General features: G+C 72.9%; 20 protein-coding genes and 2 pseudogenes. 3 read left to right on the top strand and 19 right to left on the bottom strand.

All coding sequences use genetic code 11. The annotated features are described in order from the left end of the window. Positions 1-66 precede the first annotated feature (66 nt). Positions 67-303 carry an MbtH family protein gene (locus ACFW2G_RS26175; protein WP_384584391.1) on the bottom strand — a complete coding sequence of 79 codons (237 nt, stop codon included), beginning with the start codon at positions 301-303 and terminating at the stop codon, positions 67-69. Between the two features lie 510 nt (positions 304-813). Here ACFW2G_RS26175 and ACFW2G_RS26170 point away from each other — a divergent pair. Continuing rightward, a complete protein-coding gene (locus ACFW2G_RS26170) occupies positions 814-1,452 on the top strand; it encodes a hypothetical protein (RefSeq protein ID WP_384584394.1) in 639 nt (212 codons plus the stop codon). A 14-nt stretch (positions 1,453-1,466) separates the two neighbouring features. On the opposite strand, the gene ACFW2G_RS26165 is transcribed toward ACFW2G_RS26170, so the two are convergent. The 5 genes from ACFW2G_RS26165 to ACFW2G_RS26145 form a co-directional block, all read right to left on the bottom strand. After that, positions 1,467-1,928, bottom strand: a complete 462-nt coding sequence (locus ACFW2G_RS26165; protein ID WP_384584396.1) for a nuclear transport factor 2 family protein — start codon at positions 1,926-1,928, stop codon at positions 1,467-1,469. 342 nt (positions 1,929-2,270) lie between these two features. Further along, positions 2,271-3,104 (bottom strand): 4'-phosphopantetheinyl transferase family protein, encoded by an 834-nt coding sequence (locus tag ACFW2G_RS26160; RefSeq protein ID WP_384584399.1) that lies wholly within the window; start codon positions 3,102-3,104, stop codon positions 2,271-2,273. A 62-nt stretch (positions 3,105-3,166) separates the two neighbouring features. Further along, positions 3,167-4,927: an acyl-CoA dehydrogenase gene (locus ACFW2G_RS26155; protein WP_384584402.1), complete on the bottom strand. Its 1,761-nt coding sequence runs from the start codon at positions 4,925-4,927 to the stop codon at positions 3,167-3,169. Positions 4,928-5,270: 343 nt separating this feature from the next. Further along, entirely contained in the window at positions 5,271-6,716 is a 1,446-nt protein-coding gene (locus ACFW2G_RS26150; protein ID WP_384584405.1) for a serine hydrolase domain-containing protein, read from the bottom strand. Positions 6,717-6,730: 14 nt separating this feature from the next. Then, positions 6,731-7,399 (bottom strand): DUF4097 family beta strand repeat-containing protein, encoded by a 669-nt coding sequence (locus tag ACFW2G_RS26145; RefSeq protein ID WP_384584408.1) that lies wholly within the window; start codon positions 7,397-7,399, stop codon positions 6,731-6,733. Positions 7,400-7,620: 221 nt separating this feature from the next. Between ACFW2G_RS26145 and ACFW2G_RS26140 the strand changes: the two genes are divergently transcribed. Further along, positions 7,621-8,376: a helix-turn-helix domain-containing protein gene (locus ACFW2G_RS26140; RefSeq protein WP_384584411.1), complete on the top strand. Its 756-nt coding sequence runs from the start codon at positions 7,621-7,623 to the stop codon at positions 8,374-8,376. 40 nt (positions 8,377-8,416) lie between these two features. Here ACFW2G_RS26140 and ACFW2G_RS26135 read toward each other — a convergent pair whose 3' ends face one another. The 6 genes from ACFW2G_RS26135 to ACFW2G_RS26110 all read right to left on the bottom strand — a co-directional run bounded on the left by ACFW2G_RS26135 (position 8,417) and on the right by ACFW2G_RS26110 (position 16,983). Continuing rightward, complete coding sequence (locus ACFW2G_RS26135; RefSeq protein WP_384584414.1) at positions 8,417-10,555, bottom strand: condensation domain-containing protein; 2,139 nt, start codon at positions 10,553-10,555, stop codon at positions 8,417-8,419. Between the two features lie 148 nt (positions 10,556-10,703). Next, complete coding sequence (locus ACFW2G_RS26130) at positions 10,704-11,660, bottom strand: aromatase/cyclase (protein ID WP_384584417.1); 957 nt, start codon at positions 11,658-11,660, stop codon at positions 10,704-10,706. A 76-nt stretch (positions 11,661-11,736) separates the two neighbouring features. Next, positions 11,737-12,669, bottom strand: a complete 933-nt coding sequence (locus ACFW2G_RS26125; RefSeq protein ID WP_384584420.1) for an aromatase/cyclase — start codon at positions 12,667-12,669, stop codon at positions 11,737-11,739. Positions 12,670-12,695: 26 nt separating this feature from the next. Further along, positions 12,696-13,511 carry a 3-oxoacyl-ACP reductase FabG gene (gene fabG / locus ACFW2G_RS26120; protein ID WP_384584423.1) on the bottom strand — a complete coding sequence of 272 codons (816 nt, stop codon included), beginning with the start codon at positions 13,509-13,511 and terminating at the stop codon, positions 12,696-12,698. Beyond that, entirely contained in the window at positions 13,508-15,325 is a 1,818-nt protein-coding gene (locus tag ACFW2G_RS26115; protein WP_384584426.1) for an FAD-dependent oxidoreductase, read from the bottom strand. Before ACFW2G_RS26115 ends, fabG begins: the two co-directional genes overlap by 4 nt. A gap of 62 nt (positions 15,326-15,387) precedes the next feature. After that, positions 15,388-16,983, bottom strand: a complete 1,596-nt coding sequence (locus tag ACFW2G_RS26110; RefSeq protein WP_384584429.1) for a class I adenylate-forming enzyme family protein — start codon at positions 16,981-16,983, stop codon at positions 15,388-15,390. A gap of 151 nt (positions 16,984-17,134) precedes the next feature. On the opposite strand from ACFW2G_RS26110, the gene ACFW2G_RS26105 reads away from it, so the two are divergent. Continuing rightward, positions 17,135-17,599 (top strand): nuclear transport factor 2 family protein, encoded by a 465-nt coding sequence (locus ACFW2G_RS26105; RefSeq protein WP_384584432.1) that lies wholly within the window; start codon positions 17,135-17,137, stop codon positions 17,597-17,599. Between the two features lie 417 nt (positions 17,600-18,016). Here the strand turns inward: ACFW2G_RS26105 and ACFW2G_RS26100 are convergent. The 7 genes and pseudogenes from ACFW2G_RS26100 to ACFW2G_RS26070 form a co-directional block, all read right to left on the bottom strand. Next, a pseudogene (locus ACFW2G_RS26100) lies at positions 18,017-18,427 on the bottom strand (FAD-binding monooxygenase); the annotation flags it as partial. Between the two features lie 130 nt (positions 18,428-18,557). After that, a pseudogene (locus tag ACFW2G_RS26095) lies at positions 18,558-18,842 on the bottom strand (FAD-dependent monooxygenase); the annotation flags it as partial. 73 nt (positions 18,843-18,915) lie between these two features. Next, positions 18,916-19,179, bottom strand: coding sequence for an acyl carrier protein (locus tag ACFW2G_RS26090; protein ID WP_384584435.1), 264 nt, complete (start codon positions 19,177-19,179; stop codon positions 18,916-18,918). Between the two features lie 66 nt (positions 19,180-19,245). Continuing rightward, positions 19,246-20,508, bottom strand: a complete 1,263-nt coding sequence (locus tag ACFW2G_RS26085; RefSeq protein WP_384584438.1) for a ketosynthase chain-length factor — start codon at positions 20,506-20,508, stop codon at positions 19,246-19,248. Beyond that, complete coding sequence (locus ACFW2G_RS26080) at positions 20,505-21,770, bottom strand: beta-ketoacyl-[acyl-carrier-protein] synthase family protein (RefSeq protein WP_384584441.1); 1,266 nt, start codon at positions 21,768-21,770, stop codon at positions 20,505-20,507. Before ACFW2G_RS26080 ends, ACFW2G_RS26085 begins: the two co-directional genes overlap by 4 nt. Then, complete coding sequence (locus tag ACFW2G_RS26075; RefSeq protein ID WP_384584443.1) at positions 21,767-22,537, bottom strand: thioesterase II family protein; 771 nt, start codon at positions 22,535-22,537, stop codon at positions 21,767-21,769. Before ACFW2G_RS26075 ends, ACFW2G_RS26080 begins: the two co-directional genes overlap by 4 nt. Before the next feature lie 176 nt (positions 22,538-22,713). Then, a complete protein-coding gene (locus ACFW2G_RS26070) occupies positions 22,714-23,535 on the bottom strand; it encodes a BTAD domain-containing putative transcriptional regulator (RefSeq protein WP_384584446.1) in 822 nt (273 codons plus the stop codon). Positions 23,536-23,736: the final 201 nt, after the last annotated feature.

Raw genomic sequence — 23,736 nt, 5'->3', positions numbered from 1 at the left:
GACAGGGTGCTGCGACTGCAGCACCGGGGCCCACCCCATGGCCGTTCCGGGCTTCGCCCGGTCACCTCACGCGGCGTCGGCGACGTCCGTGCCGGCGTCCATCACGTCCCGCAGGCTCTTCGGCCGCAGGTCGGTCCAGCGCTCCTCGACGTACACGAGGCAGTTCTCACGGCTCTCCTCACCGAACACGATGCGCCCGCCGGCGGGAACCCCAGTGAACGAGGGCCACAGCGAGTGCTGCTGCTCGTCGTTCACCAGGACGTAGAACCGGTCGCCGGCGTCGTCGAACGGGTTGCTGCTCATCAGTCCACTCCGATTCAAGCCGTCCCCGATTCACTTTCGAGCGGAGAGTGAACCGTCATCCATCACTGGGATGGAGTTGGCGATAGCGCCAGGCCCGACCATGACACCTTTCGGAAATCCCGTGGGGTCTGCGGGGTCCATTGCCGTGATATCGGGAACCCATTGTCCTGTTGACAGGACGTATCTCGACAGCGGGACACACTCACGTGGCAGAGACACGCCATTTCAGGCGGGTTGGCGGGAATCGGCTTCCGTTGGCCCGCGTCCGCGCGCGATGATTGCGGCACGAGCACAGCCCAAGCCGACAGGCATTCACCTTCCCAAGAACCCGCATCACAGCCAAGTGTTTTAGTGCCGAACTCAAGCACGTTTCCACCGGTCACCGGCATCCCGAACGACGACACTCGATCGAAGGCGAGGGCAGTACCCGTGACGCACACAACCTGGGCTCCTCCCTCGGCCGACGGCCGCCTCCGCGCCGTCCCGTCATCCGCTGCGGCAAACCGCCCAATGCGGGCGGCGGACCCCACACCGCAGCCGGCGGCCCTCGGCCACGAGCCGGCCGTCGCAGCCGGACCGGACGGGTACGAGGCCCGCGGGCTCGCCCGCCTGGCCGCCTCCCCCTCGCCCGAGGCCCGGCTCGTCCTGCCGAGCGCCCTGGCCGAAGCCGACGCGCCGGACGAGGACGACCGCCCCACCTGGCACGGGAGCGGCCGCGAGCCCTCCTCCGACGCACCCTGGGGTGCGCCCGGGCTCACGGTGGTCCCGCCCCCCTCTGGCCTGCGCGTCCTGCCGGCGTACCAGGAGCCCGAGCCGGGCCGACCGGCCGACGATCGCGGGTCAGGCGACGCCGGGTCAGGCGATCCCGGGTCCTGGCCGGCGCCCCGCGGTCTCGTCCGCCTGCGGTTCGCGGATGCCGTCGCGCTCGAACGTGCCGACGCCGCCTTCGCCGCCGGATCGGGCCCCGGCCTCGGCGACGCACGGAGCGACCCCGCGGCGCTCACCCTCCAGATCCCCGGCGACGCCGCCGTCGAGACCCTGCGGGCCGTGCTCGCGATCCTCGACGCGGCGGGGATCGCCTCCGAGTCGCTCACCGTGCACTCGTACGAACTCGACGACGTCTTGGCCGCCTTCACCGGCCTGCCCTGAGCTCCGGGGCGGGGTCAGGCCAGGTCGTCGCGGATCACCCGGCGGTGCGCGATGCGCCAGGTGCCGCGGCTGCGGACCAGGACGTCCTCCATGACGCACACGTACAGGACCTTGGAACCGCCTCCGCTCGGCGTGCCGTACACCAGGGCCGAGCAGCGGGTGTGCAGCGACCCGTCCGCCTGGGGCTGTACGTCGAGCATGCCGACCCAGTGGTCGAGACGGCTGCCGGCCCGCCGTTGCCGGGCCGCGCCGGCGCGCACGTAGCGGGCGAGCCCGGCGCGGGCACACGCCGGCTCCGGCCGGGAAGGCAGTTCGAAGACCGCGTCCTCGGTGAAGGCGGCCGCCAGACGCTCGGTGTCGTGCGCGTCCAGGACCTGCATCTGGTGCGTGTAGAACTCCTGCGCCTCCGCGTACAGGGCGGCGAACTGCCGGCTCTGGAGCGTGCGTTCGGCGGTGTCCATCAGCTCGACTGTCATGATCTCGGCCTCCGCTTCCGTCCGTGCCCTCAGGGTGGTGGGGGACGTTGTGGGGATCCCGGGCAGTCCAGGGAATCCGAACTCGGTACGGACAGTTTTTGAGGCCCGGATCGAACATCCGTCAATTACGCCTCAAGCGGCCCGGAGGCGGTCGGCGGTTGCCGCCGCCGCGCGTCGGCCGCACCCGGACACGCCTGCGCCCCGCTGCCCGACGGCGGACGTCGGGCAGCGGGGCGAGAGAGGCGGCTTGCTCCCGGCGGGGGATACCAGTGCCGGCCGCGACACCGACTCTCCCCGTACACGCTTGGAACCGCCTGGAGCATCGGACGTGCGGGGGCGGCATCAGACGGGGTCGAGCAGGCCCGAGACCAGCGCCAGGAAACCTTCGTCGAGCATGGTGGCGACGGCGGTGTCCCGTGACGTGTCGAGTCCGGCGTCGTGGCAGGCGACGCTGAGAAGGTAGCGGCCCAGTACCGGGTAGGTACCGAAGGCCCATTCCCCGTGGGCCGTCGGGGTGCCGTCGGGAGCGAGCAGGCCCGTGTCCCCCGCACCGCCGGTGGCGAAGCCGAACTCGCCGAACCCCAGCCGCAGTCCCTGGCCGAGCGCCTTGGTATAGGCCTCCTTCAAGGTCCACAGCCGCAGCATCGCGGCAGGCTGCTCCGCCTCGGGAAGCGCTGCGAGCTCCGCCTTTTCCGCCGCGGTGCACACCTGGTCCTGGAGCAGGTGGAAGGAGAGCCTGCGGCCCGTGGGTTCGGTGTCGATGCCGATCCGGCCGTTGCGGCTGATGCCGACGGCGATCAGTTCGTCCGTGTGCGTCAGGCTGACGTCGATCTGGTCGAAGCCGCGCAGGTACGGCCGGCCGCCGATCTTGTACGCGAGGTCGAGGTCGGCGGGGGCTATGCCGAGGGCGGCCGCCGCCGTGTACTTGACCGCGAGCCGGGAGGCGACGAAGCGGTAGCGGATCGTCGGGTCGGTGGCCTGCCGGTAGCGCAGCCAGTCCCGGCCGAGCAGCGGGCGCAGCGCCGGTTCGGCGAGTGCCGCCGGGAGCCATTCGCCCCAGGTCGTGAACACCGACGCGTTGCCGCGCAGGGCCATGGCCTGCCGCACGTCCTCCCAGGGACCGTCCGGCCCGGTGACGTGGACCGGCGTGCTGATGCGCTGTGTGTCGTCCGTCATCGGGCCGTCCTTCCCCTGCTGTCGGTGTTCCGGTGCTGCCGTTCCGGTGTGGGGCGGCCGGGTCACTGGGCGAGTTCCGTTGCGTCGAGGTCGAAGCTGAGGCTCGTGCGGTAGCGGCGGACCAGCTCTTCGAGCACCTGCTCAAGGCAGCCGTTGGGCAGCTCGGGAACGGGGACCCCGAGCCGGCCGCCGATCCGGGAGAGGGCGAGCACCGCCCAGGCGGGAGCGGCGAGGAAGGGATCTCCGCCGTCCTGGCCCTCCCAGACGCCCAGGACCGCGGCGGCCGCGAGGACCAGGGCGTAGCGGTCGCTGAGCACGCACAGGGCGGGGTCGGACAGGGAGGCGGCGGTGCCGAACGCCGGGATGGCCCGGCAGCGTTCACGCAGGGCACGCAGTTCGGTGACGAAGGCCTCGGCGAGGTCGGCGAGTGCCGCCAGCTGGCCTCCGACTCCGCGGACCTCGGCCAGCCGCGCCGCGGATTCGACGAGCGACGCCGCGAGGAAGTCGCCGCCGTCGGCAATGCCGAGCAGGCGGTAGTCGAGGGCGGGCAAGGCTGCCCCGGTGCGGAACAGCTCGGGCAGGGGCTCCTCCTCGCGGAACCACGCGCGATCGGCGAGGGTGCGCAGCTGGGGGACGATCACCGCCTGGCAGGCGGCGGTGCCCGCGTGCCCCAGACCGGCGACGGGCAGGTCGCGGACGAGCTTGTCGAGGGCGCCGTATTCGGGGGCGCCGCGCTGGTGGCTGCGGGAGCCGAGCACGGTGGCGAGCTCCTCAAGGTTTTCCCGCAGCAGGTCGGGGACCACGTACTTGACGGCGGCGGCCAGTACGTGGGTGCGGTCGGGCAGCAGGCTCAGGGCGCGCAGCGAGACGGTGGCCATGCTGTCGCAGGCGAGCAGGTCCGCGAAGACGCCAGCGAGCGGCTTGTGCCAGCGGCGGGCCATGGGGCGGCTCCGGCCGTCGGTGGCGGCACGTACGGCCGAGTGCAGGACCGTGTCGACGGCGGAGACGGCCGTCGAGGCGATGAGGCAGCGGTTGACCTGGAACGTCCGCAGGGCGAGGGCCACGCCTTCGCCGGGCCGGCCGACCAGCGCATCGCCGGGGATGGCGCAGTCAGTGAACCGGAGTCCGGAGAACAGGCCGCCGCGCATGCCGTTGGTCGCCGCCCGGGGCAGGTGGGTGGCGCCGTCGGTGAGTTCCGCCGGGTCCACGAGCAGCACGGAGTGGCTGTACGGGGAGCGGGCCGGGTCGGTGCGCGCGTAGACGACGTACGCCCGGGAGCGGGCGGCGTTGATGATGACGTCCTTGCGTCCGCTGAGGGCGAAGCCGCCGCCCGGGCGGGGCCTGGCGGTGAACTCGTCGCGCAGGATCGCGTTCGCGTGTGCCACTTCGTGGTGGACGATCGAGGCGCGGCCGCCTCCGAGCATCAGGTCGGCGGTGGACCTGCGCTGCGCAGGGGTGCCGGCGGCCCAAACGGCCGAGGCGGCGAACAGCGAGGTGATGCCGAAGCCGAAGCCGAGGGCGACATCGCGTCGGAAGACGGGACGCAGCACCTTGGCCAGGAGGTCGGCCCGGGTGAGCCGGCCGCCGTACTCGGCGGGGACGAATTCGGCTGCGAGCCCGGTGTCGGTGAGCAGCTGCTCAGTCGCGGCGGGGGGTTCGCGGCGGCCGTCGGCGGCGAACAGCTCCCCCAGTCCGTGCGGGTTGGCCGGGTCGTAGGGGTCGCCGAGGAGGGCTTCGAGATGGGCCGCCCGGCGCAAGGCACCGGTTTCCTCGGCGACGCGCCCGGCAGTGGTCCGGTCCGGATGGAGCTCGGTGGTGGCCATGGTGGAGGCACCTCCCTTCTCACGGGACGCTCGGCCTGGTGCGGGGGCCGCGGGGTGGTCCGTCTTGGTGCACGGGTGTCCAGCCTCGTGACGATCACTAGACGCCCGCTCAACACGCGGTGGAGTCCTGGTCGCCGGCCGCGCCTTCGGCAGCGGGTTCGAGTCCGTCGATACCGCCGCCCGGCCCTTCGTCGAGCGGGCCTGGATCGGGGGGCCTGGATGGGGGGGGCGCGAACGGCTCGCCGCCCCGCGACGGCCTCCGCGTACCCCACCGGGGCCGGTGGCGTGGGCCCGCTCGCCGACCGCGCCGACTTCCACGCCCCCTGCCCCGTCGGCCCGTGGCCTACGCGCCGTCGAACACCTCCTCGAGGAGCTTCTGCGTCGTCGTCTGGAATGCCGCTGCCATGGACCTCGCGGCGTCGTCCACGTAGGTCAGCGAGGCGGTCAGGGTCTTGGTGCCGTCGGGTGTGGAGTACATCAGCGCCGCGTTGCCGGAGAGGCTGCCGTTGTGGGTGATGACGGTGACGCCGTCCGAACCGATGTCCTGCACGAACACCCCCAGTCCGTATCCGGCCTTGGGATGCGGCGTGCACATCTCGGCCAGCAGGGGGGCCGGCAGGAGCCTGCCGCCCAGCAGTGAGGAGATGAATGTGTGGAGGTCCCGGGTGGTCGAGATCATGTCGCCGCCGCTGGAGATCCAGGAGGGGTTCTGGCGGGTGACGTCGACGGTCTTCTGCCGGCCGTCCTCCTCGTACCGGTAGTAGGCGTGGGCGTACGGTTCGGCGATGTCCGGCTCGGTGGTCGGCACCACGGTGTCCGCCAGCCCGAGCGGCCTCAGGATCAGCCGCTGCATTTCCTCGGCGACCGAGCGGCCGGTTGCCTTCTCGACCAGCAGCCTGGCCAGCACGTAGTTGGTGTTGGAGTAGCCCCAGTCCGTGCCCGGCGCGAACCGCGCCGGCTTGGACAGCGCCAGCTTCACCAGCTCCTGCGGCCGGTAGTCCTTGAACCGGTTGTCCACCCACTCCCGGCCTTGCCAGGGGATGCCCGGCACGACCGTCCCGTCCTCGTAGTACTCGCCGGTGAAGTTGAACACTCCGCTGGTGTGCTGCAGCAGCATCCGGACCGTGATCTGCCGGTCCAGCCCGAACTCGGTCAGGTGGTCGGCCACCGGGGCGTCCAGGGCGAGGGTGCCCTCGACCACCAGTCGCAGCACCAGGGCCGCGGTGAAGGTCTTGGTGTTGCTGCCTATCCGGAACTGCCCGTTCGTCGGCGGCTTCCCGAGGTCGCCCAGCTTGCGCACCCCGGCGCTGCCTACCCACTCCTCCCCCCGGTCGTGCACGCGCAGCTGCACGCCGACGAAGCCGGCATCGACCATGTCCTGGATGGCCTGCTGCAGATCCGGGCGGTCCTGCCCGGCGGCGTCGAGGGCTGCGACGATCTTGCGGACCGTCTCGTCCACGGCGGGGCCGGGCTCGTCCGGGCGGGTCCGGGCGGCTGCTTCGACGGCGGCGACGACGGCGCTGCGAAAGGTGTCGGCCTCTGCCGGAGCCGCCTTCCGGAGCAGGCTCATGGCGGCCGTCAGGGCCGGCAGTACGTGGTCGGCGGTTCCGGCTAAGGACGCGCCGTCCGGACGCGCATCCCGGGGCTGCTCGGCGAGTACGTCTGCGACCAGGCCCGCGGCGGGAGACAGGGAGACGGGGGCGGCGCCGGCGGCGGCCATCAGCGAGACGGCGCCGTACGCGGCGGTCCGCAGGGTGAGCTTGTCCTGGTCGGTAAGGGTGACGGACATGGCGGTGCGCTCCTTCAGAGGCTGCGGGCGGTGATGTTGCCGTAGGAGGTCGTCGCCTGGATCTGCAGAGCGGCGACGCCGTCGGCGTTCATGAGGGAGTTGTGGATCCGGCCGTAGCCGGTGCCGGCGTCCAGGGAGGCGGAGACTCCGCGGGCGGCGCCGACCGACAGCTCGCCGGCCTCGGCGCGCAGGACGACCGTGCCCTGCATGGCTTCGGCGATGCGGATGTCGCCCTTCTGGGTGCTGATCTCGGCGGGGCCGCCGAGGCGGCCGACCGAGATGTCGCCGGCCTGGAGGGTGAGGCGGGCGCCGGCGGTCTCGTCGAGCTTGACCGAGCCGTGCGCACCCTCGTACGTGACGTCGCCGAGCCGTCCGACGCCGCGGAGTTCGGCGCTGGCCGTCTTCGCCTCGACGCGGGAGCCGGCGGGCAGCTGGACGGTCACCTCGACGAATCCGGAGCTGCCGAAGAGCCGGTTCTTCGCCGGTGAGCGCCCGATCCGCAGGACGCCTTTGACGTATTCGACCGTGGTCTGTTCCGCGGCCTTCACGTCGCGACTCTTCGAGGCGTCCACGGGCAGGACCTCGACCCTGGTGTCGTCCCGGTCGGCGGCGATGAAGCGGATGTGTCCCGCGGGGACGTCCAGGACGACCGAGACCGGGGCGGGGGTGGCGAACGTCTGCATCGTGCTCTCCTTTGACTCGTTGTTTCTGACATCACAAACGCTACGTTGCATTCGAGCATCACGCAACAGGTGCGTTGCGCAAAAGCAGCAAAAATGCAGATCAAAGCTGGAAAAACATTGCAATGACCCCAGGCCTAACGCAACACCCTCATGCCATTCATTGCAATGACCTGTTGATGAACGCTATAGTGGAGGGACCACAGACCATGAAGGAGGCCGCGATGCCGGGAGGCAGACTCACCCAGCAGGAGCGTCAGCAGATCGGGCTGGGGCTGGCCGACGGCCTGGCCTATGCGGAGATCGCCAGGGCCCTGGACCGCCCGACGTCGACGATCACGCGTGAGGTGATGCGCAACGGCGGCCCGGTCGACTACCGGGCCGACCTCGCCCATCGGGCCACCGAGCACCGCGCCCACCGCCGCAGGCAGACCGCACCCCGTGGGGCGCAGGCGCCCCCGCAGGCCTACGGACGCGACGCCGAAGCGGTACGCGAGTACGAGGAGACGTTCACCACCGTCATCATGGCCTCGGGCACGCCTAAGATGATGTCCCGGGTGCTGGCCTGCCTGTGCACCAGCGACTCGGGCAGCCTCACCGCGTCCGAACTCGTCGAACGCCTCCAGGTCAGCCCGGCGTCCATCTCCAAGGCGGTCGCGTTCCTGGAGAGCCAGGGCCTCGTCCGCCGCGAACGCGACGAACGCCGCCGCGAACGCTACGTCGTCGACGACGACATCTGGTACCAGTCGATGATGGCCAGCGCCCGCTCCACCGCCCAGCTCGTCGAGACCGCACGGCAGGGCGTCGGCGTCTTCGGCCCCGACACCCCCGCCGGCACCCGCCTCGAAAACATCGCCCGCTTCCTCGACTTCGTCAGCGAGAGCATCACCCGCGCCGCGGAACAGGCCCGCGACATCCTCCACACCAAACCCGCAACCACCCCGGACAACACCGCCACGCCGCCTACGGACCGCGGATAGACAGCCGGCACCGCCCCCCGGCGGGGCCGGTCCCCCGCCTTCAGCCGGGCTGCCCGGCCGCGGCCGTCAGAGTGCGCGCGAGATCGCGCACCGAGGCGGAACTCCCGTCCGCCGTGCCGGCGATGGCCACGAGCGGCGGCTGCCAGCCGTGGGCGGCGATGCGCTGTGCCACCTCGTACGCGACACTCCCGCCACCGGAGAAGCCGCCGAGGAGCAGCGGTTCGCCGGCCGCGAGCGCGGGGCGCACCGCGGCCAGGCACGTCCTTGTATCTGTCGGGGCGGTCACCGTGGTGAGCGCCTCCGGGCCCGGATAGGCCTGTACGAGGGCGTCGTAGCAGCCGTCGGGCGCGGCCGGCGGCGGTACGAGCAGGATCGTGCCGGCGTCGGTCCGCGCGGCTGCGCGCAGCGTGCGCAGACCACCGCCGGGCAGAACCGGGGCGGGCGCCACCGGCGCGGGCGCCGGCAGGCCGGCCAGGGTCTGCAGGACCTGCCCGACACCGGTCGCGGCGTCGACGAGCACCGGGAACTCGCGGAGCAGCCCCGCGGTCCGGGCGAGCGCCTCGGCCGCCTCACGGTCCCCGATCCGGCTCCGGTCGTTGACCGCCGTCAGCACCAGGGCGCCCTCGGCCTCGTGGTGCGCGCTGATGACGATGGGCTGGGGCGTGTGCAGGCCCACGGCCTGCGGGAGGTCCACCCGGACGCCCTCGGCGCCGAGTCCGCTCCACAGCGGGTCCGGGCCGTCCGGGTCCGGCGGCGGGCCCTGCGGCGCATCGAAGGCGACGAGCGAGTCCGTGAGCCCGCCGGGGACGGCCCGTCCGCTCCACCGGTCGACCTGGCCCGCCGAGACCCATTCGTACGCGGCCACACCGAGGCAACGGTCGCGCAGGTCGGCCAGCAGGCGTTCCACCGGGGCCTGCGGGTCCACGTCGACGTGCACGGGCAGCGCGTTGCGCAGGGGGGCCGGAATGCCGGCGGCTCCCTTCAGGGCGATGCCGCGGCCGGAAACGGCCATGTCGAATGCGACGGGCGCGGGCACCGGGTCCGATCCGCCGGCCCGGTACAGCAGCAGCGCCCAGGCCGCGTGCAGCGCCGTGCTCTCCGTGGCTCCCAACCCGGCGGCCCAATCACGCAACCGGGCCGCCTCGTGCGGGGTCAGCCTCTGGCGCGCGAGCCCGTGGCCCCGGCGGGCCCGGTCGTCGGCGGGCAGCCCGGCCACGGTCGGGCCGGGCAGCGTGCGGGAGCCGGCCGGGGGCGCGGCGGCGGACCAGAACGCGCGGGGCGGGTCGAGGTCCTGGCTGGCCAGCCAGCGCAGGTGGTCGCGCAGATCGGGGCGGCGCTCGCCGCCGGTGGAACGCCCTTCGGCCAGGTAAGCGCGGTAAAAAGCGCGCAGCAGCAGGTGCACGCTCCAGCCGTCGAGCATGGCGTGGTGGTAGGTCAGGGCGATGCGGGTCGAGGCGGCGGGCCCGGCCTGTTCGTCCAGGAGCGCGATGCGCAGGAGCCCGGGCCGGTGCAGGTCGAAGGCGCGCAGCCGTTCGCTCACCAGCAGGGAATGCCAGTCGGCGGATCCGTGGTGGTGCCGGACGAGCTGCGGTGAGGCCTGCCGGTGCACGACGACCCGTGGGGCGGTACCGGAGCGGTCACTCCGGGCGTTGTCGGTGAACGCGGCCCGCAACACGGGCTCCTGCGCGAAGACGGCCTCCCAGGCGGCGCGGAACCGCCGAGTGTCCAGCGGCCCGTACCAGCGCCAGTGCAGCTGCTCGACGTGCAGGCCTGCGCCGGGCCTGCCGGTCAGGACGTCGAGGAGCACCTCGCGCTGGCGTGCACTCGCGGGGAGTGCGGCTGCGGGATGCACGCCCGGCCCGGCCGGGCCGTTGGAGGGGGCGGCTGCGTTCTGCCCGTCGGCTTCCTCCAAGGCCGTGCTCTGCGGCGCGGTCCGGGGCGCCTTCGGCCGCGCAGGGGTCTGCGGCTCCCGGGCCGGGGGGGTGGTCAGCAGATCAGCCACCGTGCCGGCCGGGGAGTGCTGCAGGGACAGGTGCAAGGTGTGGTGCGTCGCCGTGTGGCGGCGCAGGGTGGACGTGCCCGAGGGCAGCGCGGCGAGGGCCGCCGCGAGGGCGTCCTGGTCGAGGGGACCGCGCAGGTCCAGCGCCGGGGCCGAGCCGGGCGCAATAACGACGGTCATGGCCACACTCATCCGCTCCCCCTCGTCTCGGCATCGCACCGGGCCGCGTCACCTTCAAAGGGGTCGAGTATGCGCGGGACGCCCACGTTTCGCTGACGCGCCGCTGACACACCGCCGGAGCGCCGCCGTTCGTGGGCGGGCCTCGCGGCTACAGGGTGCGGCTGGCGGTCTCCGCGTACCGCTTGGCGAGGTTGAGGGTGGCGGTGCTGTTGCGGCCGAGCGCCTCACGTACGTACGTCCTGGCCCGGGCGAGGTCGGCGCCGGGGCCCAGGACCCGCTCGACGGCCTCCTCCCGCAGCAGCACGCTGTGCTGGGACACGGCGGTGACCCCGGTCTCGTCGGGGATGAGCGACCACTCGCCGGTGTGCGCGGCCATCAGGGCCGGGGTCGCGGTCTGCTTGTAGACGATGCGGCCCGCGTACGGGAAGCACACCCGCACGGATTCCGTGGTGTGCACCGCTCCGTCGGAGGTCACGGTGTCCATGCTCAGCAGCTGGACGCCGGGCTCGTCCTCGGTGACCGCGACGCGGCGGACGTGGGGGACCCGCTCCGGCCAGTCGGCGACGCCGTAGAGGAACTGGTAGATCAGGTCGGCCGGTCCGTCGATGCGTACGGAGTCCTCGAAGGACAGCAGCAGGCCGTCGAGCCGGGTCCAGCGCTCCGCAGCCTCCTTCAGCTGCGCCAGCTCGGCCCGGCTGTTGGTGTCGGTGGCCGTCTTGGTCCAGTCGACGTCCGCGGGCCGGTCGCCGTCGACCGCGAAGTCGTGGAGCAGGGTCAGCCGCGAGCGGTCGCTGCCCCGCGGCTCCACGATCCAGCTGCCGCACATCTCGACGACGGGGGCGGCGGGGACCTCCTGGCGGAAGTCGATCCGCAGCCGGAGCGCGTCCAGGGTGCGGCGCGACAGCCAGGACTTCACGCTCCCGTTCGCGGTGACCCACATGTGGAACCGGTCCTGGGAGCCGTCGAAGTCGAGCCGCTCGACGTGGACGCTCGGCGGGACGAAGAGCGGCCACTGCGTCGTATCCGCGATCAGACCGTAGACCACGCCGGCGGGCGCGTTCACATCCACGGCATAGGACGTCCGGTGGACTTGCTGGACAGACATCGTCACACCCCTCCCTCACAATTGGTACAGAGTCTGTCCGCGCCCACCCGAGTTCCGCTGGAGACGGACTGGAGGCTCAGCGCGCAAGCGCCGATTCCGCGTGCTGCTTGGCGTACGTCATGGTCGCGGTGCTGTTGCGGCCGAGCGCTTCACGGACGTACCTGCGGGCCGCGGCGAGATCGGCGGTGGGGCCCAGCACCCGGGTGACGGCCTCCTCGCGGAGGACGACGCCGTGCTGCGAGGTGACCGTAGAGCCGTACGCGCCGCCGGTGACCGTCCACACGCCGGTGTGTGCCGACATCAGCGCCGGGGTGCGGGTCTGCTTGTAGACGATGCGGCCGGCCGCCGGGAAGCACACCCGCACCGATTCGGTGGTGTACTCGGACCCGTCCGCGGTGAGCGTGTCCATGGCCATGACCTGGACGCCGGGCAGCTCCTCGGTCTCGGTGAGCTCCAGCCGCGAGACGTGCGGCAGCAGCTGCGGCCACTGATCGGCCCGCTCCAGGAACGCGTAGACCAGCTCCGGCGGGGCGTCCACCCGGACGCTGTCCTCGAAGGACATCACGAGTTCGTCGAGCTTGCCCCAGCTCTCGCCCAGCTTCGCCAGGTTCGCCAGTTCCGCACGGCTGTTGGTGTCGGTGGCGCGCTCGACCCACTCGACGTCCTGCGCCCGGTCGCCCTCGACCGAGAAGTCGTGCAGCAGCGTCAGCCGGGAGCGTTCGGCGCCCAGCGGCTCGACGATCCACGTGCCGGTCATCGCCGACAGCGGGGCCGCGGGGATCTCCTGCCGGAACTCGATGCGCCGTTCGGACGCGTCGAGCACGCGGCGCGAGGTCCAGGACTTGACCCGGCCGTTCGCCGTCGCCCACATGCGCAGCCGCTCCTGGACGCCGTCGAACTCCAGGCGCTCCACGTACACGTTGGGCGGGAAGTACAGCGGCCACTGCACCGCGTCCGCGATCAGTCCGTAGACCACGCCCGCGGGGGCGGCTACCTCGGTCTCGTGCACGGTGCAGTGCACCCGCTGGGCCGCCATCAGAAGTTGCCCAGTCCGCCGCAGACGTTCAGCGCCTGCGCGGTGACGGACGCGGCGAGGTCCGTGGTCAGGTAGCCGACCATGGCCGCCACCTCCTCCGGGGTCGCGTAGCGCCCCAGCGGGATCTTCGCCTCGAACTGCTCCTGCACGTCCTCGGTCGTCGTGTTCCAGGCCGCCGCGTAGCCGGCCCGCACGCGCTGCGCCATCGGCGTCTCGACGTAGCCGGGGCACACCGCGTTGACCGTGATGCCCGCCGGGGCGAGCTCCTTGCCGAGGGCCTTGGTGAAGCCGACGACGGCGTGTTTGGACGCCGAGTACGGGGCGCCCAGCAGGACGCCCTGCTTGCCGGCCGTGGAGGCGATGTTGATGATCCGGCCGTAGGAGGCACCAGCCAGGCCGCCGTGCCCCAGCACCTCCCGGGTCAGCAGGAACACGCTGTTCAGGTTGGTGTCAATGACGTCGTACCAGAGCTCGTCGGTGATGTCGGCTGTCGGTCCGCCGCCGCTGCGGCCGGCGTTGTTGACCAGTACGGAGATCGGGCCGAACTCGGCGACGGCGGCGGCCACCAGCTCGGCGACCGCCTCGCGGGAGCGGACGTCGGCGGCGAGGCCTGCAACCTCCAGGCCCTCGGCGCGCAGGTCCTCGACGGTCTGCTTCACGGTTTCCGGGGTCCGCGCGCACAGGAACACCCGGTGTCCGCGCCGTCCCAGGTCCCGCGCGACCGCCAGGCCGATGCCGCTCGTGCCGCCGGTGACCAGGGCGACCGGCTTCTCCGGCGCCGTCGACGGCGCCGGCAGTGTTGACGGTGTGGTCATCGTGTCCCCTCCAGAACCCTCAGTGAGGTCTCGACCGTGTCGCGGAGTTCTGGAGATGTGGTGGAAGACGGGTCGAGAACCGGCACGGGGCCGGTGGCTCCAGCGGATGCGGCCGCGGTGGCGGCCGGCCCCTGCGGCGGGTGCGCCCGGACGGTCCGGGCCGCATCCCGGACCACGTCCGGCAGCGCGTCGGCCGCGCCCAGCGGTGCCAGGGCCCGCGCAAGCCCCCGCCGGTTCAGCTCCGGGCCGCCCGCGGCAACGTAGCCGTCGGGCCGGATCAGCACCCAGCCCCCCGGCCCGAGGCCCAGCGCACGCCGCAGCAGCCCGTCGGGGTCGGCCAGCGGCCCGGGCCCGCCGGTGCCGGCGCCGTCGTGCACGGTCCGTACCGACAGCCACGTGCCGTGCGCGGCGGCGGCCGCCGCCGCGACCCGTCCGGCCTCGCCCGGTCCGCCCGCCGCCCACACCAGGGACCAGCGGGTGTCGCGCAGTTCGCCGCGCAGCGCCTCGCAGCCGGGGTCGTCCGGGTGCCGGGCGGCCGCGGCGGCGGCGCGCGAGCCCGCGGGCACGGCCATCAGCGGGTCGGCAGTGGTCAGCGGGCTTTCGGGGTACGCCAGCAGCAGCCCGGACATGCCGCCGAGCACCTTGCGCTGGATGGCCCGGCGCAGCGGCCCGATGGTGCGTACGAAGGTGAAGGCGACGGGCAGCCCGAAGCCGGCCAGCGTGTTCTTGAACTGGACCAGGAAGGTGGCCTTGCGGACCGAGCCCAGCAGCTTCCTGCCGATGGGGACGCGCTCCTGCCCGTAGGTGACGAGCAGTTCCCGGCCCGCCTGTCCCCGGGCCGTCATGGCGAGCTTCCAGGCGAGGTTGTAGGCCTCCTGGATGCCGGTATTCATGCCCTGCCCGGAGGCGGGGCTGTGCACGTGGGCGGCGTCGCCCGCCACGAAGCAGCGTCCGTCGTGCATGCGCGGCACCATGCGCTGCTGGAAGGTGAAGACGGAGGTCCAGTCGGGTTCGCCGACCTGTACCGGGCGGCCCAGCCCGGCGCTGAGCTTCTCCGAGAAGCGGTCCGCGGCCTCGCGCGCGGTCTCCGGCCGGCCTGCGGGGGCGGTGTCGAGCAGCCGCCAGTACCCGTCGCGCCGGTACGGGACCATCATCATGGCCTGGCTGCCTGTGTGGGCCCAGTAGATGGTGTCGGGCGGCAGGTCGGTGGAGACGGCCGCGTCGGCCAGGGCCCAGGTCTCGCTGGACTCGCCGAGCAGCGGAAGCCCGAGCTGCTTGCGCACCGTGCTGTGGCCACCGTCGCAGCCGACCAGCCAGGGCACCTCGTACTCCTCGGCGGAGCCGTCGGCATGTTCGAGACGGGCCCGCACCGTGTGCCGGTCCTGTTCTAGGGAGGTCAGCCGCACGCCCCACTCGACGGTGACGCCGAGCCGGGCCACGGCCTCGCGGAGCACTTCCTCCGTCTCGGTCTGCCCGATGACGACGGTGTACGGGTACCGGGTGGGCATCGAGCGGTAATCCGCTTCGAGCCGGACCAGGCGGCGGCCGCGCGCGAACATGGTGAAGGCCCGGTTCTTGCGGCCCCGGGCGAGCACCCCGTCCACAACGCCCATCTGGTCGAAGGTCTCCAGGGTGCGCGGGTGGACGGCCACCGCGCGGCTGGTCGGGGCGGGGCCCGGGGCGCCGTCGACGACGCGCACGCGCAGCCCCCGGCGGGCCAGTTCGTGGGCGGCGGTCAGGCCCACGGGGCCCGCGCCCACCACGAGCACCCGGGGAGAGCCGGCCTCGGACGGTGTACCGGCGGTGGTCGCCACTGTTGTGCTCCTCTGGTCGTGGGGGATGGGGTGCTCGGGGCGTGCGGGGGAAGGGGCCGGGGTCACACCGCCGCCGCCTCCGCCGCGGCCCGGCGGCGCAGTTCGAGGCGCAGCGGGCGCCGCTCGGGCTTGCCGACGTGGTTGCGCGGCACGGCGTCGAGCACCTCCACGCGGCGGATCTGCTCGAAGTCGTTCAGCCGGGCGTTGGCGCGCTCCACGATGGAGTCGACGATGTCGAGCAGGCCGGGGGCGGTGGGGTCGCGCAGTACGATGCCAGTCCACACGAGCGCGCCGTGCACCGGGTCGGGCCAGCCGGCCACGATGCACTCGGCGACGCGCGGGTCGGCGCCGACGACGTCTTCGACGCAGCTGGGCGAGACGAGTTCGTTGTCGTATTTGAAGACGTCGTCGAGCCGGTCCACCAGGAACAGCACGCCGTCCTCGCCGCAGTAGCCGACGTCGCCGGTGGAGAACCAGCCGTCCGCGTCGATGGGCGAGGGCGAGGAGTCGTCGAGGTAGCCGGCCATCACCTGCGGCCCGCGGACCTGGACCTCGCCGGTGGCGTAGACGTCGAGCGGCGTGCTCGTGTCCAGGGCGACGATGCGGCATTGGGTGCCCGGTACGGCGGGTCCCACCGAGCCGCTCCTGGGGCGGTGCGGGTCCTGGCAGTGGGACAGCGGGGAGAGTTCGGCCAGCCCGTAGCCCTGGATGACGGGCACGCCCAGGCGCGCGCGCAGGGTCCGGGCGGCAGTCGGGGACAGGGCGGTGCCGCCGGAGAGCACGGCGGTGAGGTGGCGCCCGGCCGGGAAGTCGAGGGTGAGCCGCTCGTCCTGGGCCAGCCGGTGCAGGCGGGCGGGGAGCCCGTAGTAGTGCGTGGCCTGTGCCTGCGCCGCGACGGCGAGGGAGGCGATGGGGTCGGGGTCGGTGCACAGCACCTGGCAGGCTCCCGCGTACACCCCCGAGTTGAGGTGCATGACGTGGTAGAGCGGCAGGTGGTTGAGGGTGACCGAGTCGCCGGCGAGGTCGTGTGCGGCAGCGGTCTGGGCGGCGTTCGCCACCACGTTGCGGTGGGTGAGCCGGACGCCCTTGGGGCGGCCCGTGGTGCCGGTGGTGAACTGGATGCACGCGTCGGCGTCGAGGTCGACGGGCCCGGGCAGGGCCGTCCGCTCCGGTGCCGATTCCAGGGCCGCGGCCAGCGGCAGGGTGTCGCCGGGGACCACGCCGTCGGGCGCGTCGGTCACGACGACGGACCGCAGGTGCGGCAGCCGGTCGCCGAGTTTGACCAGCGCCTCGGCAGTGGCGGCCGGCACGAACGCCACCTCGACGGCGGCCGTCCGCAAGACGTGGACCAGCCCCTCCTCCTTGATGAGCGGGTTGACCAGCACCACCGTGTTCCCGCTGCGCGCGGTCCCGTAGTAGGCGGCGGCGAAGACGGGGTCGAGGACGTTGGCGACGCCGATCCGCGCGCCGCGCCGGCCGACGGTGTGCTCCAGGTACGCGGCGAAGCGGTCGGCCCGGCCGTCCAGCTCGGCGAAGGTCACCGTCGTCGTGGAGCCGGTGGCGGTCGCGGTCCGGATCGCCCGCCCCTCGGGGTCACGGACGGCCGCCCGGCGCAGCAGGCCGTCCAGCGGGATTTCCGGGTACGCGAATCTCGGCATGGTGCTGTCCTCCTGGCTCCCGAAGGGGCGGCCGCGGCGCCACCCCTAGACCCTGTTGGCCCATCCTGGGCAGCGGCGCTTGAGGAGTCTTCGAAGAGCACTCGATCTGCACTGCGGATGCTGTCGGGAACCGATGGAACGGAGTCCCGCGATGACCGTGACGATCGCCGCCGAGGCGTCCCCCCGCCCGCCCCAGGGGCGGGAGTTCGGCCTGCTGTACGCGGAGGTCCAGCAGTTCTACTCCCGTCAGATGCAGCTCTTCGACTCCTTCGAGGCCGAGCCGTGGGCGCGGACGTTCACCGAGGACGCCGTCTTCGACGTGCCGACGCTGCCGTCGCCGGTCGTCGGCCGCGCGGGGCTCGCCTCGAACGTCCGGCGCAACGCGGAACTGCAGACAGCCGGCGGTGAGCAGCTGCGGCACTGGCTCGGCATGCTCGACGTGCAGCCTCAGCCGGACGGCTCGCTGCACACCCGCAGCTACGCCCTGGTGTACCTGACCCCGCGCGGCGGCGAGTCGAAGGTGCACCGGGTCTGCGTGATGGAGGATGTCCTGGTCCACTCGTCCGGCGGCTGGCAGGTCGCCCACCGCCTGGTGACGCGCGACGACCTGGCCTGACGGTCTTGCCGGGCCACGGCCCCGCCCGACGGCCGCTCGTGGTGGGACGGACGCCCTGGGCTCCCCGGCCCCGGTGGGCGGGCACCACGGTGAACAGATCAGTGCGGACCCCGGCCGGGTCGTGGCCGTGCGCGACCCTTCGGGCGATCTTCGCGCCGATCGGGGTGCGGGCCACGATCCCCGCGGCCCGGGCCCGCAGCAGCGCGGCGGCCGGCGGGCCCCCGCCGAACATCGCCCGGGCCTGCACCATCTGCATCCGGTGCACGGCCGACGCCGCCGGGGCCCGCCGCTCCTGATAGGCGGCGAGCCGCCGGGCGGTGGGCTCCTGCGCGTGCAGCGCAGCGACGAGTACGGGGGCAGTGCGGCGGCGTCCTGCAGGGCCAGGTCGATGCCCTGGGCGCCGATCGGCCCGTGGGTGTGCGCGCTGTCGCCGAGGAGCACGAGTCCGTCGCGTACCCACTCCCGGGGGTGCGAGGGGGACGCGTCGAGCACGGTCAGATCGGCCATGGAGGCGAGCTGGGCGGGCAGCAGGTCGGCGTACTGCGGCAGGATCCGGGCCAGTTCGCGCCGGATGCCCGCGATCTCGCGCCCGGCGGCGCAAACCCTGCCCCGCGGCAGGGTCCAGACCACCCTGACCCGGTCGGGGTGGGTGTCGTGGACCAGGACGGCACTGGCGGGCCCGCGGTGCACCCGTACCCGCCCGGTGGCCCGGCGCGGTGCGCGCAGCTCGAACCACACCACGTCGTGGGCGAAGGACGTGCAGCGCCCGGGGTCGATTCCCGCGAGGGCGGGGGTCTTGGAGAGCCGTGTGTCGGCGCCGACGGCCACCGCGGCCCGCACGGTGACCGGCACCGGTCGGGGCCGTGCAGCACGGCTCCCTCGCCGGGGCTGCCGGGCCGCTTTCGAGGACCGCGGCGATCCGGTGCCCTTCGAGGGAGGTGAACCCGGGCAGCCTGCGGCATGCGGCCAGGAGTTCGCGCAGCACGTGCGGCTGAGGGAGGGCGAGCAGGCGGTCGTACGGGGCGGGCAGGCGTCCGTAGTCGATGTCGAGCAGCACCCGCTCGCGCTCCAGGACCTGGAAACCGCGCAGGCTTGCCGCTCCGCGGGCCGCGGCTCCGGTGAGGACGCCGAGCTCGTCCAGGATGCGCTGGCCTCCGGGCTGCAGGAGCTCGCCGTGGAACTCCTGGCGAAACCCGGTGGAACGCTCGACGAGTGCCACGCGGATGCCGGAACGCAGCAGCATGAGCGTCAGTGCGAGCCCGGCGGGGCCGGCGCCGATGACACAGCCGTCGGTGTCGAGCTCTTGTCCCACCGGATCAGACAGCGGCCCGGGCTGCCAGCACCTCGTTGACCATGGCGAGGTAGCGGCGGGGGGTGTCGGCGTCGTCGAGGGCCTCCTCGTCGAGGAGGACCTCGTACTCGCGCTCGATGTACCCGGTGGTCTGCAGGACGGCGAGCGAGTCGTAGCCCAGCTCGAACCAGTTCAGGTCCATGACGTCGCCGTCGAGGTCGACTCCTTCGTCCTCGCCTGCGCACTCGCGCAGGATGCGCTTCAGGTCGTCGAGTTCCAGCCGGTCCATGGTCTCCCTCTGTTCCGCGTCGGCGTGTGGGGTGGGTGAAGTGGGAATGCGAGTGGTACGGGGCGGTCAGACGCCGGGGGCGCGGACGACGACGGCGGAGTTGAAGCCGCCGTGGCCGCGGGCCAGTACGAGCGCGGTCCGCAGCGGCAGCCCCAGCGCGGGGCTGGCCGTTCCGGTGACCAGGTCCAGCGGGCAGTCGTCGGCCGGGAGCTCGGTCCCGGTGGTCGGCGGGATCACCTGGTCGCGCAGGGCGAGCAGGGCGGCGGCCACGTCGAGGGCCGCACCTCCGGCGGCGAGCCGCCCGGTCATCGACTTGGGCGCGGTGACGGGCACCCCGCGCGGGCCGAACAGTGCGGTGATCGCCTCCGCTTCGGCGCGGTCGGCGCTGCGCTCCCCCGCCGCGTCGGCGAAGACGACGTCGACCTCGTCGGGGTGCACGCCCGCGTCGGCGAGCGCGAGCTGTGCGGCCGTGCCGAGCCGGGAGGTCCCGTCGGCGTCGAAGGTGGCGGCGTGCCCGGCGATGCTGCCGTAGACGCGGGCGCCGCGCCGGCGTGCCGCCTCGGCGCCTTCCAGGACGAGGAGCGCGCCGCCCTCGCCCGCGACGTGGCCGCTCGCATCCTGGGCGAAGGGCAGATAGGCGCGGGCCGGGTCCTCCCGCTCGGTGAGCCCTCCGCCGGCCAGGTAGGCGGCCCAGCCCCAGGAGCACAGCGCGGAGTCGATGCCGCCGGTGACGACGAGCCCGGCGCCCTTGCGGATCTGGCGGCGGGCGTGGGCCATCGCGTCGAGGCCGCCGGCCTGCTCGGAGACGATCACTCCGGAGGCTCCGCGCAGGCCGTGCCGGATGGAGATCTGGCCGCTGTTGACGGCGTAGAACCAGGCGAAGGACTGGTACGCGGAGACGTGCTGCCCGCCCTTGCTCCACAGCGCCTGGAGCTCCTGCTGACCGAAGTCGAAGCCGCCGAAGGAGTTGCCGGTGACCACGCCCGCGGCGTAGTCGGGCAGCTGTGCGGGATCGGCCCCGGCGTCGTCGAGCGCCTCCTTCGCCGCGGCGAGCGAGAGCCGGGTGACGCGGTCGGTCTGCGGCAGCAGCCGACTGGAGACGTGGTCGGCGTCCACGAATCCGGGGACCTCCCCGGCCAGCTTCGCCGGGTAGCCGCTCGCGTCGAACCGGCTGACCGGCCGGATGCCCGATTCCCCGCGCAGAACGGCGGACCACCAGGTCTCGGTGCCGAGCCCGTTGGGGGCGGCGACACCGATGCCGGTGACGACGGGGGCCGCGGTCCGGGAGGCCGCGGCAGGGACGTCCGCGACGGCGACAGCGGTGTTCATCGGTCCGCCTTCAGGTTCGGGTCGTTCAGGACCATTGCGCTCTGGAACCCGCCGAAGCCGCTGCCGACGGTCAGGACCGCGTCGGTGCGCTGCCGGCGGGCGGTCAGCGGGGTGTAGTCGAGGTCGCAGGCCGGGTCGGGCTCGTGCAGGTTCGCCGTCGGCGGGACGGTGTCGTGCTCGATGGCGAGGGCGCAGGCGGCCACTTCGAGGGCTCCGATCGCCCCGAGCGAGTGCCCGATCATCGACTTGATGGAGCTGACGGGGACCTCGTACGCCCGCTGTCCCAGGCTCCGCTTGAACGCCTCGGTCTCGTGCTTGTCGTTCTGCTTCGTGCCGGAGCCGTGCGCGTTGATGTAGTCGATGTGCCCGGGCAGCAGCTGCGCCTCGTCGAGCGCGGCCGTGACGGCGGCGGCCATCTCGACTCCGTCGGGCCTCAGTCCGGTCATGTGGTACGCGTTGCTGCGCGAGGCGAAGCCGGAGATCTCGGCGTAGACGTGCGCGCCGCGGCTGCGGGCGTGCTCGTACTCCTCGATGACGAGGACGGCCGAGCCCTCCCCCAGGACGAACCCGTTGCGGGTGCGGTCGAAGGGCCGGGAGGCGGTCTCCGGCTCGTCATTGCGGGTGGAGGTGGCGCGGATGGCGTCGAAGCAGGCGACGGTGATCGGCGTGATGGGCGCCTCGGCCGCGCCGGTGACCATGACGTCGGCGCTGCCCTCGCGGACCAGGTCGACGGCGTGCCCGATCGCGTCGAGTCCGGAGGTGCAGCCGGTGGACACGAGCGCCACGGGCCCCTGGGCGCCGACGGTACGGGCCACCTCGGCCGCCATCGAGCTGGGGACGAAGTAGTCGTACAGGTGGGGCACGGCCTTGGTGTGGTCGACGAGTGTACGCGTGCCCTGCTCGCTGACGACCCCGTACTCGGCGTCGAGGCCGGTGGTGCAGCCCAGCGCGCTGCCGAGGGTGACCCCGGTGCGCGTCGGGTCGTACGAGCCGGCCAGGCCGCTGTCCGAGAGCGCTTCGCGGGCGCTGACGACGGCGAACTGTGCGGCGCGGTCCAGCCGTCCGGACTGCTCGGCGCCGAGCCCGGACTCCTGCGGGTCGAAGTCCGCCTCGGCGGCGATCCGGGAGCGGAAGCCGGAGGCGTCGAAGAGGGTGATGGCGCGGGTGGCCGTGCGGCCGTCGGTCAGCAGGGACCAGAATTCCTTGGTGCCCGGGCGGCCCGGGGCCACGACCCCGATGCCCGTGATGACGACTCGTCTCATCGCCCTTCCTCCTGTCCTGTCTGGTCGCGGTGGCCGCGGAGCACGATGCGGGCGGCCCGGCCGAGCATCCGGGGCAGTTCGCCGCCCCGGACGAAGAAGTGGCCGCCGGGCACGGTCCGCCGGATGAACCGTCCGGTGGTCCAGCGGTTCCAGCCCCCGGTGGCCTCGGCGCCGACGAGGGGGTCCTCGCGGCCGGTGATCGCGAGCAGCGGTGCGGGCACAGGGAGGTGCACGGCCCGCTCGGTGGCGGCGGCCCGCAGGTTGCGGGCGAGCCGGAGGTCGGCGCGGAGCACGGGGAAGACCGACCGGAACCACACGTCCCCGGGCTGTACGCCGGGCGGCAGCGCGTCGAACCGGTCCAGGAGTTGCAGCAGTTCCGCGTCCGGCAGTTCGGCGCAGTCCGCGAGGACGGCCGGGGCGTCCGGCGACGGGCTGCCCCCGACGGCCAGCAGTGCGGGCATCGGCAGTCCGTACTCCTGCGCGGCCCGGGTGACCGTGAGGGCGACCGTCGCGCCGAGGCTGTGCCCATAGAGGATGTAGGGAGTGCCGGGCTCTTCCGCGATCTGCTCGAAGAGGGGCTTGAGGTCGGCCAGGAGCTCGTCGCGGCCGGTCAGCCGGATCTCACGGCGCCGCTCGTCGCGTCCGGGAAGCAGCCAGGGCACGGTTGCGACCCCGCTCCCGGCGACCTTGTCCCACCGGTAGAACGAGGACACTCCGGCCCCTGCATGTGCGAAGCAGTGCAGCCGCACGGCCTGTCTGTCGCCCATTGCCACCTCCCGCGAATCGCACCGCCCAGGCCTCGACCTTCACCGACCCCGCTTGAGACCGGCTCGAATCGGTGTACGGATCCAGGACGCGATGCGATGCGGTGCGGCCGCGGCCGGGCGGGGAGCCGGCGGCGGTGCCCGCCCGCGTCGGCTCCCCCCGCCCCGGCGGGCAGGCCCTAGGCCGCGTACAGGTCGAACGTCGATCCGCGGCGCGGGCCCGCCACCACGTCCAGCGCCGGATCCACCGTCAGCATCGCCTGGTGCAGGCGCTGCAGCTGCGGGGAGGGCTCCACTCCGAGCTCGTCTATCAGGCGGTTGCGCAGCCTGCGGTAGACGTCCAGGGCCGTGGCCTGGCGGCCGGACCGGTACAGCGCGACCATGGCCTGCGAGTGCAGGCCCTCGTGCTGCGGGTGCCGGGCGATCAGTTCGGTCAGTTCGGCGATGACCTCTACGTGCCGCCCCAGGCGCAGGTCGGCGTCGATGCGCCGCTCGACCGTCACGAGCCGGCTCTCCTCCAGCCGCATGACCTCGATCTCCAGGATCGGTCCCACCCGTACGTCGACCAGCGCCGGGCCGCTCCACAGTCCGAGCGCCTTGCGCAGCATGTCGGCCGCACGCTCGTCGTCCCCCTCTTCGTATGCGTGCTGTCCGCCCGCCACGAGCGTCTCGTACTCGTGGACGTCGACCGCACCCGGCGGAATCTGCAACAGATAGCCGGCGTGCCGGGTCGCGAGCACGTCCTTGGCACTGCCGGGGACCCCCGGGCCCATCGCCGTGCCCAGTCTCCTGCGCAGCTGCAGGATGTACGTCTGCAGCGTCGTCAGTGCGCTCTGCGGGAGCTCGGTGCCCCAGATCTCCTCCATGAGGGTCTGGACTGGCATCACCCGCCCCGGGTAGAGCGCGAGCAGCGCCAGGATCTGACGCGGCTTGCCGGCCGTCGGAACAATCGAGCCCCCGTTGACCTCGGCACTCAACGGACCCAGAACCTGAATCTTCACGGTCTCCTCCGCATTTCGTCGAGTTCCCATCGATTTTCAACCTTCGACTCCGGCACGGTAGCGGGGCCCGCTGCGGTGTCCCCGAATTCTTGAGCAGAGGTCGAGCAGTTCTCCGTTCCACACGGTTGCGGGTTGAAAACAAGGTGGTAGATTCCATTCGGGGGATTAGAACCGGCACATTGTCTTCCGCCCGCCGGTCTT

Origin of the sequence: Streptomyces sp. NPDC058880 (assembly GCF_042742535.1) — a bacterium.
Taxonomy (GTDB): Bacteria; Actinomycetota; Actinomycetes; order Streptomycetales; family Streptomycetaceae; genus Streptomyces.
The sequence above is the reverse complement of the archived record's forward strand: the minus strand, read 5'-3'. Positions and strand labels throughout refer to the sequence as shown.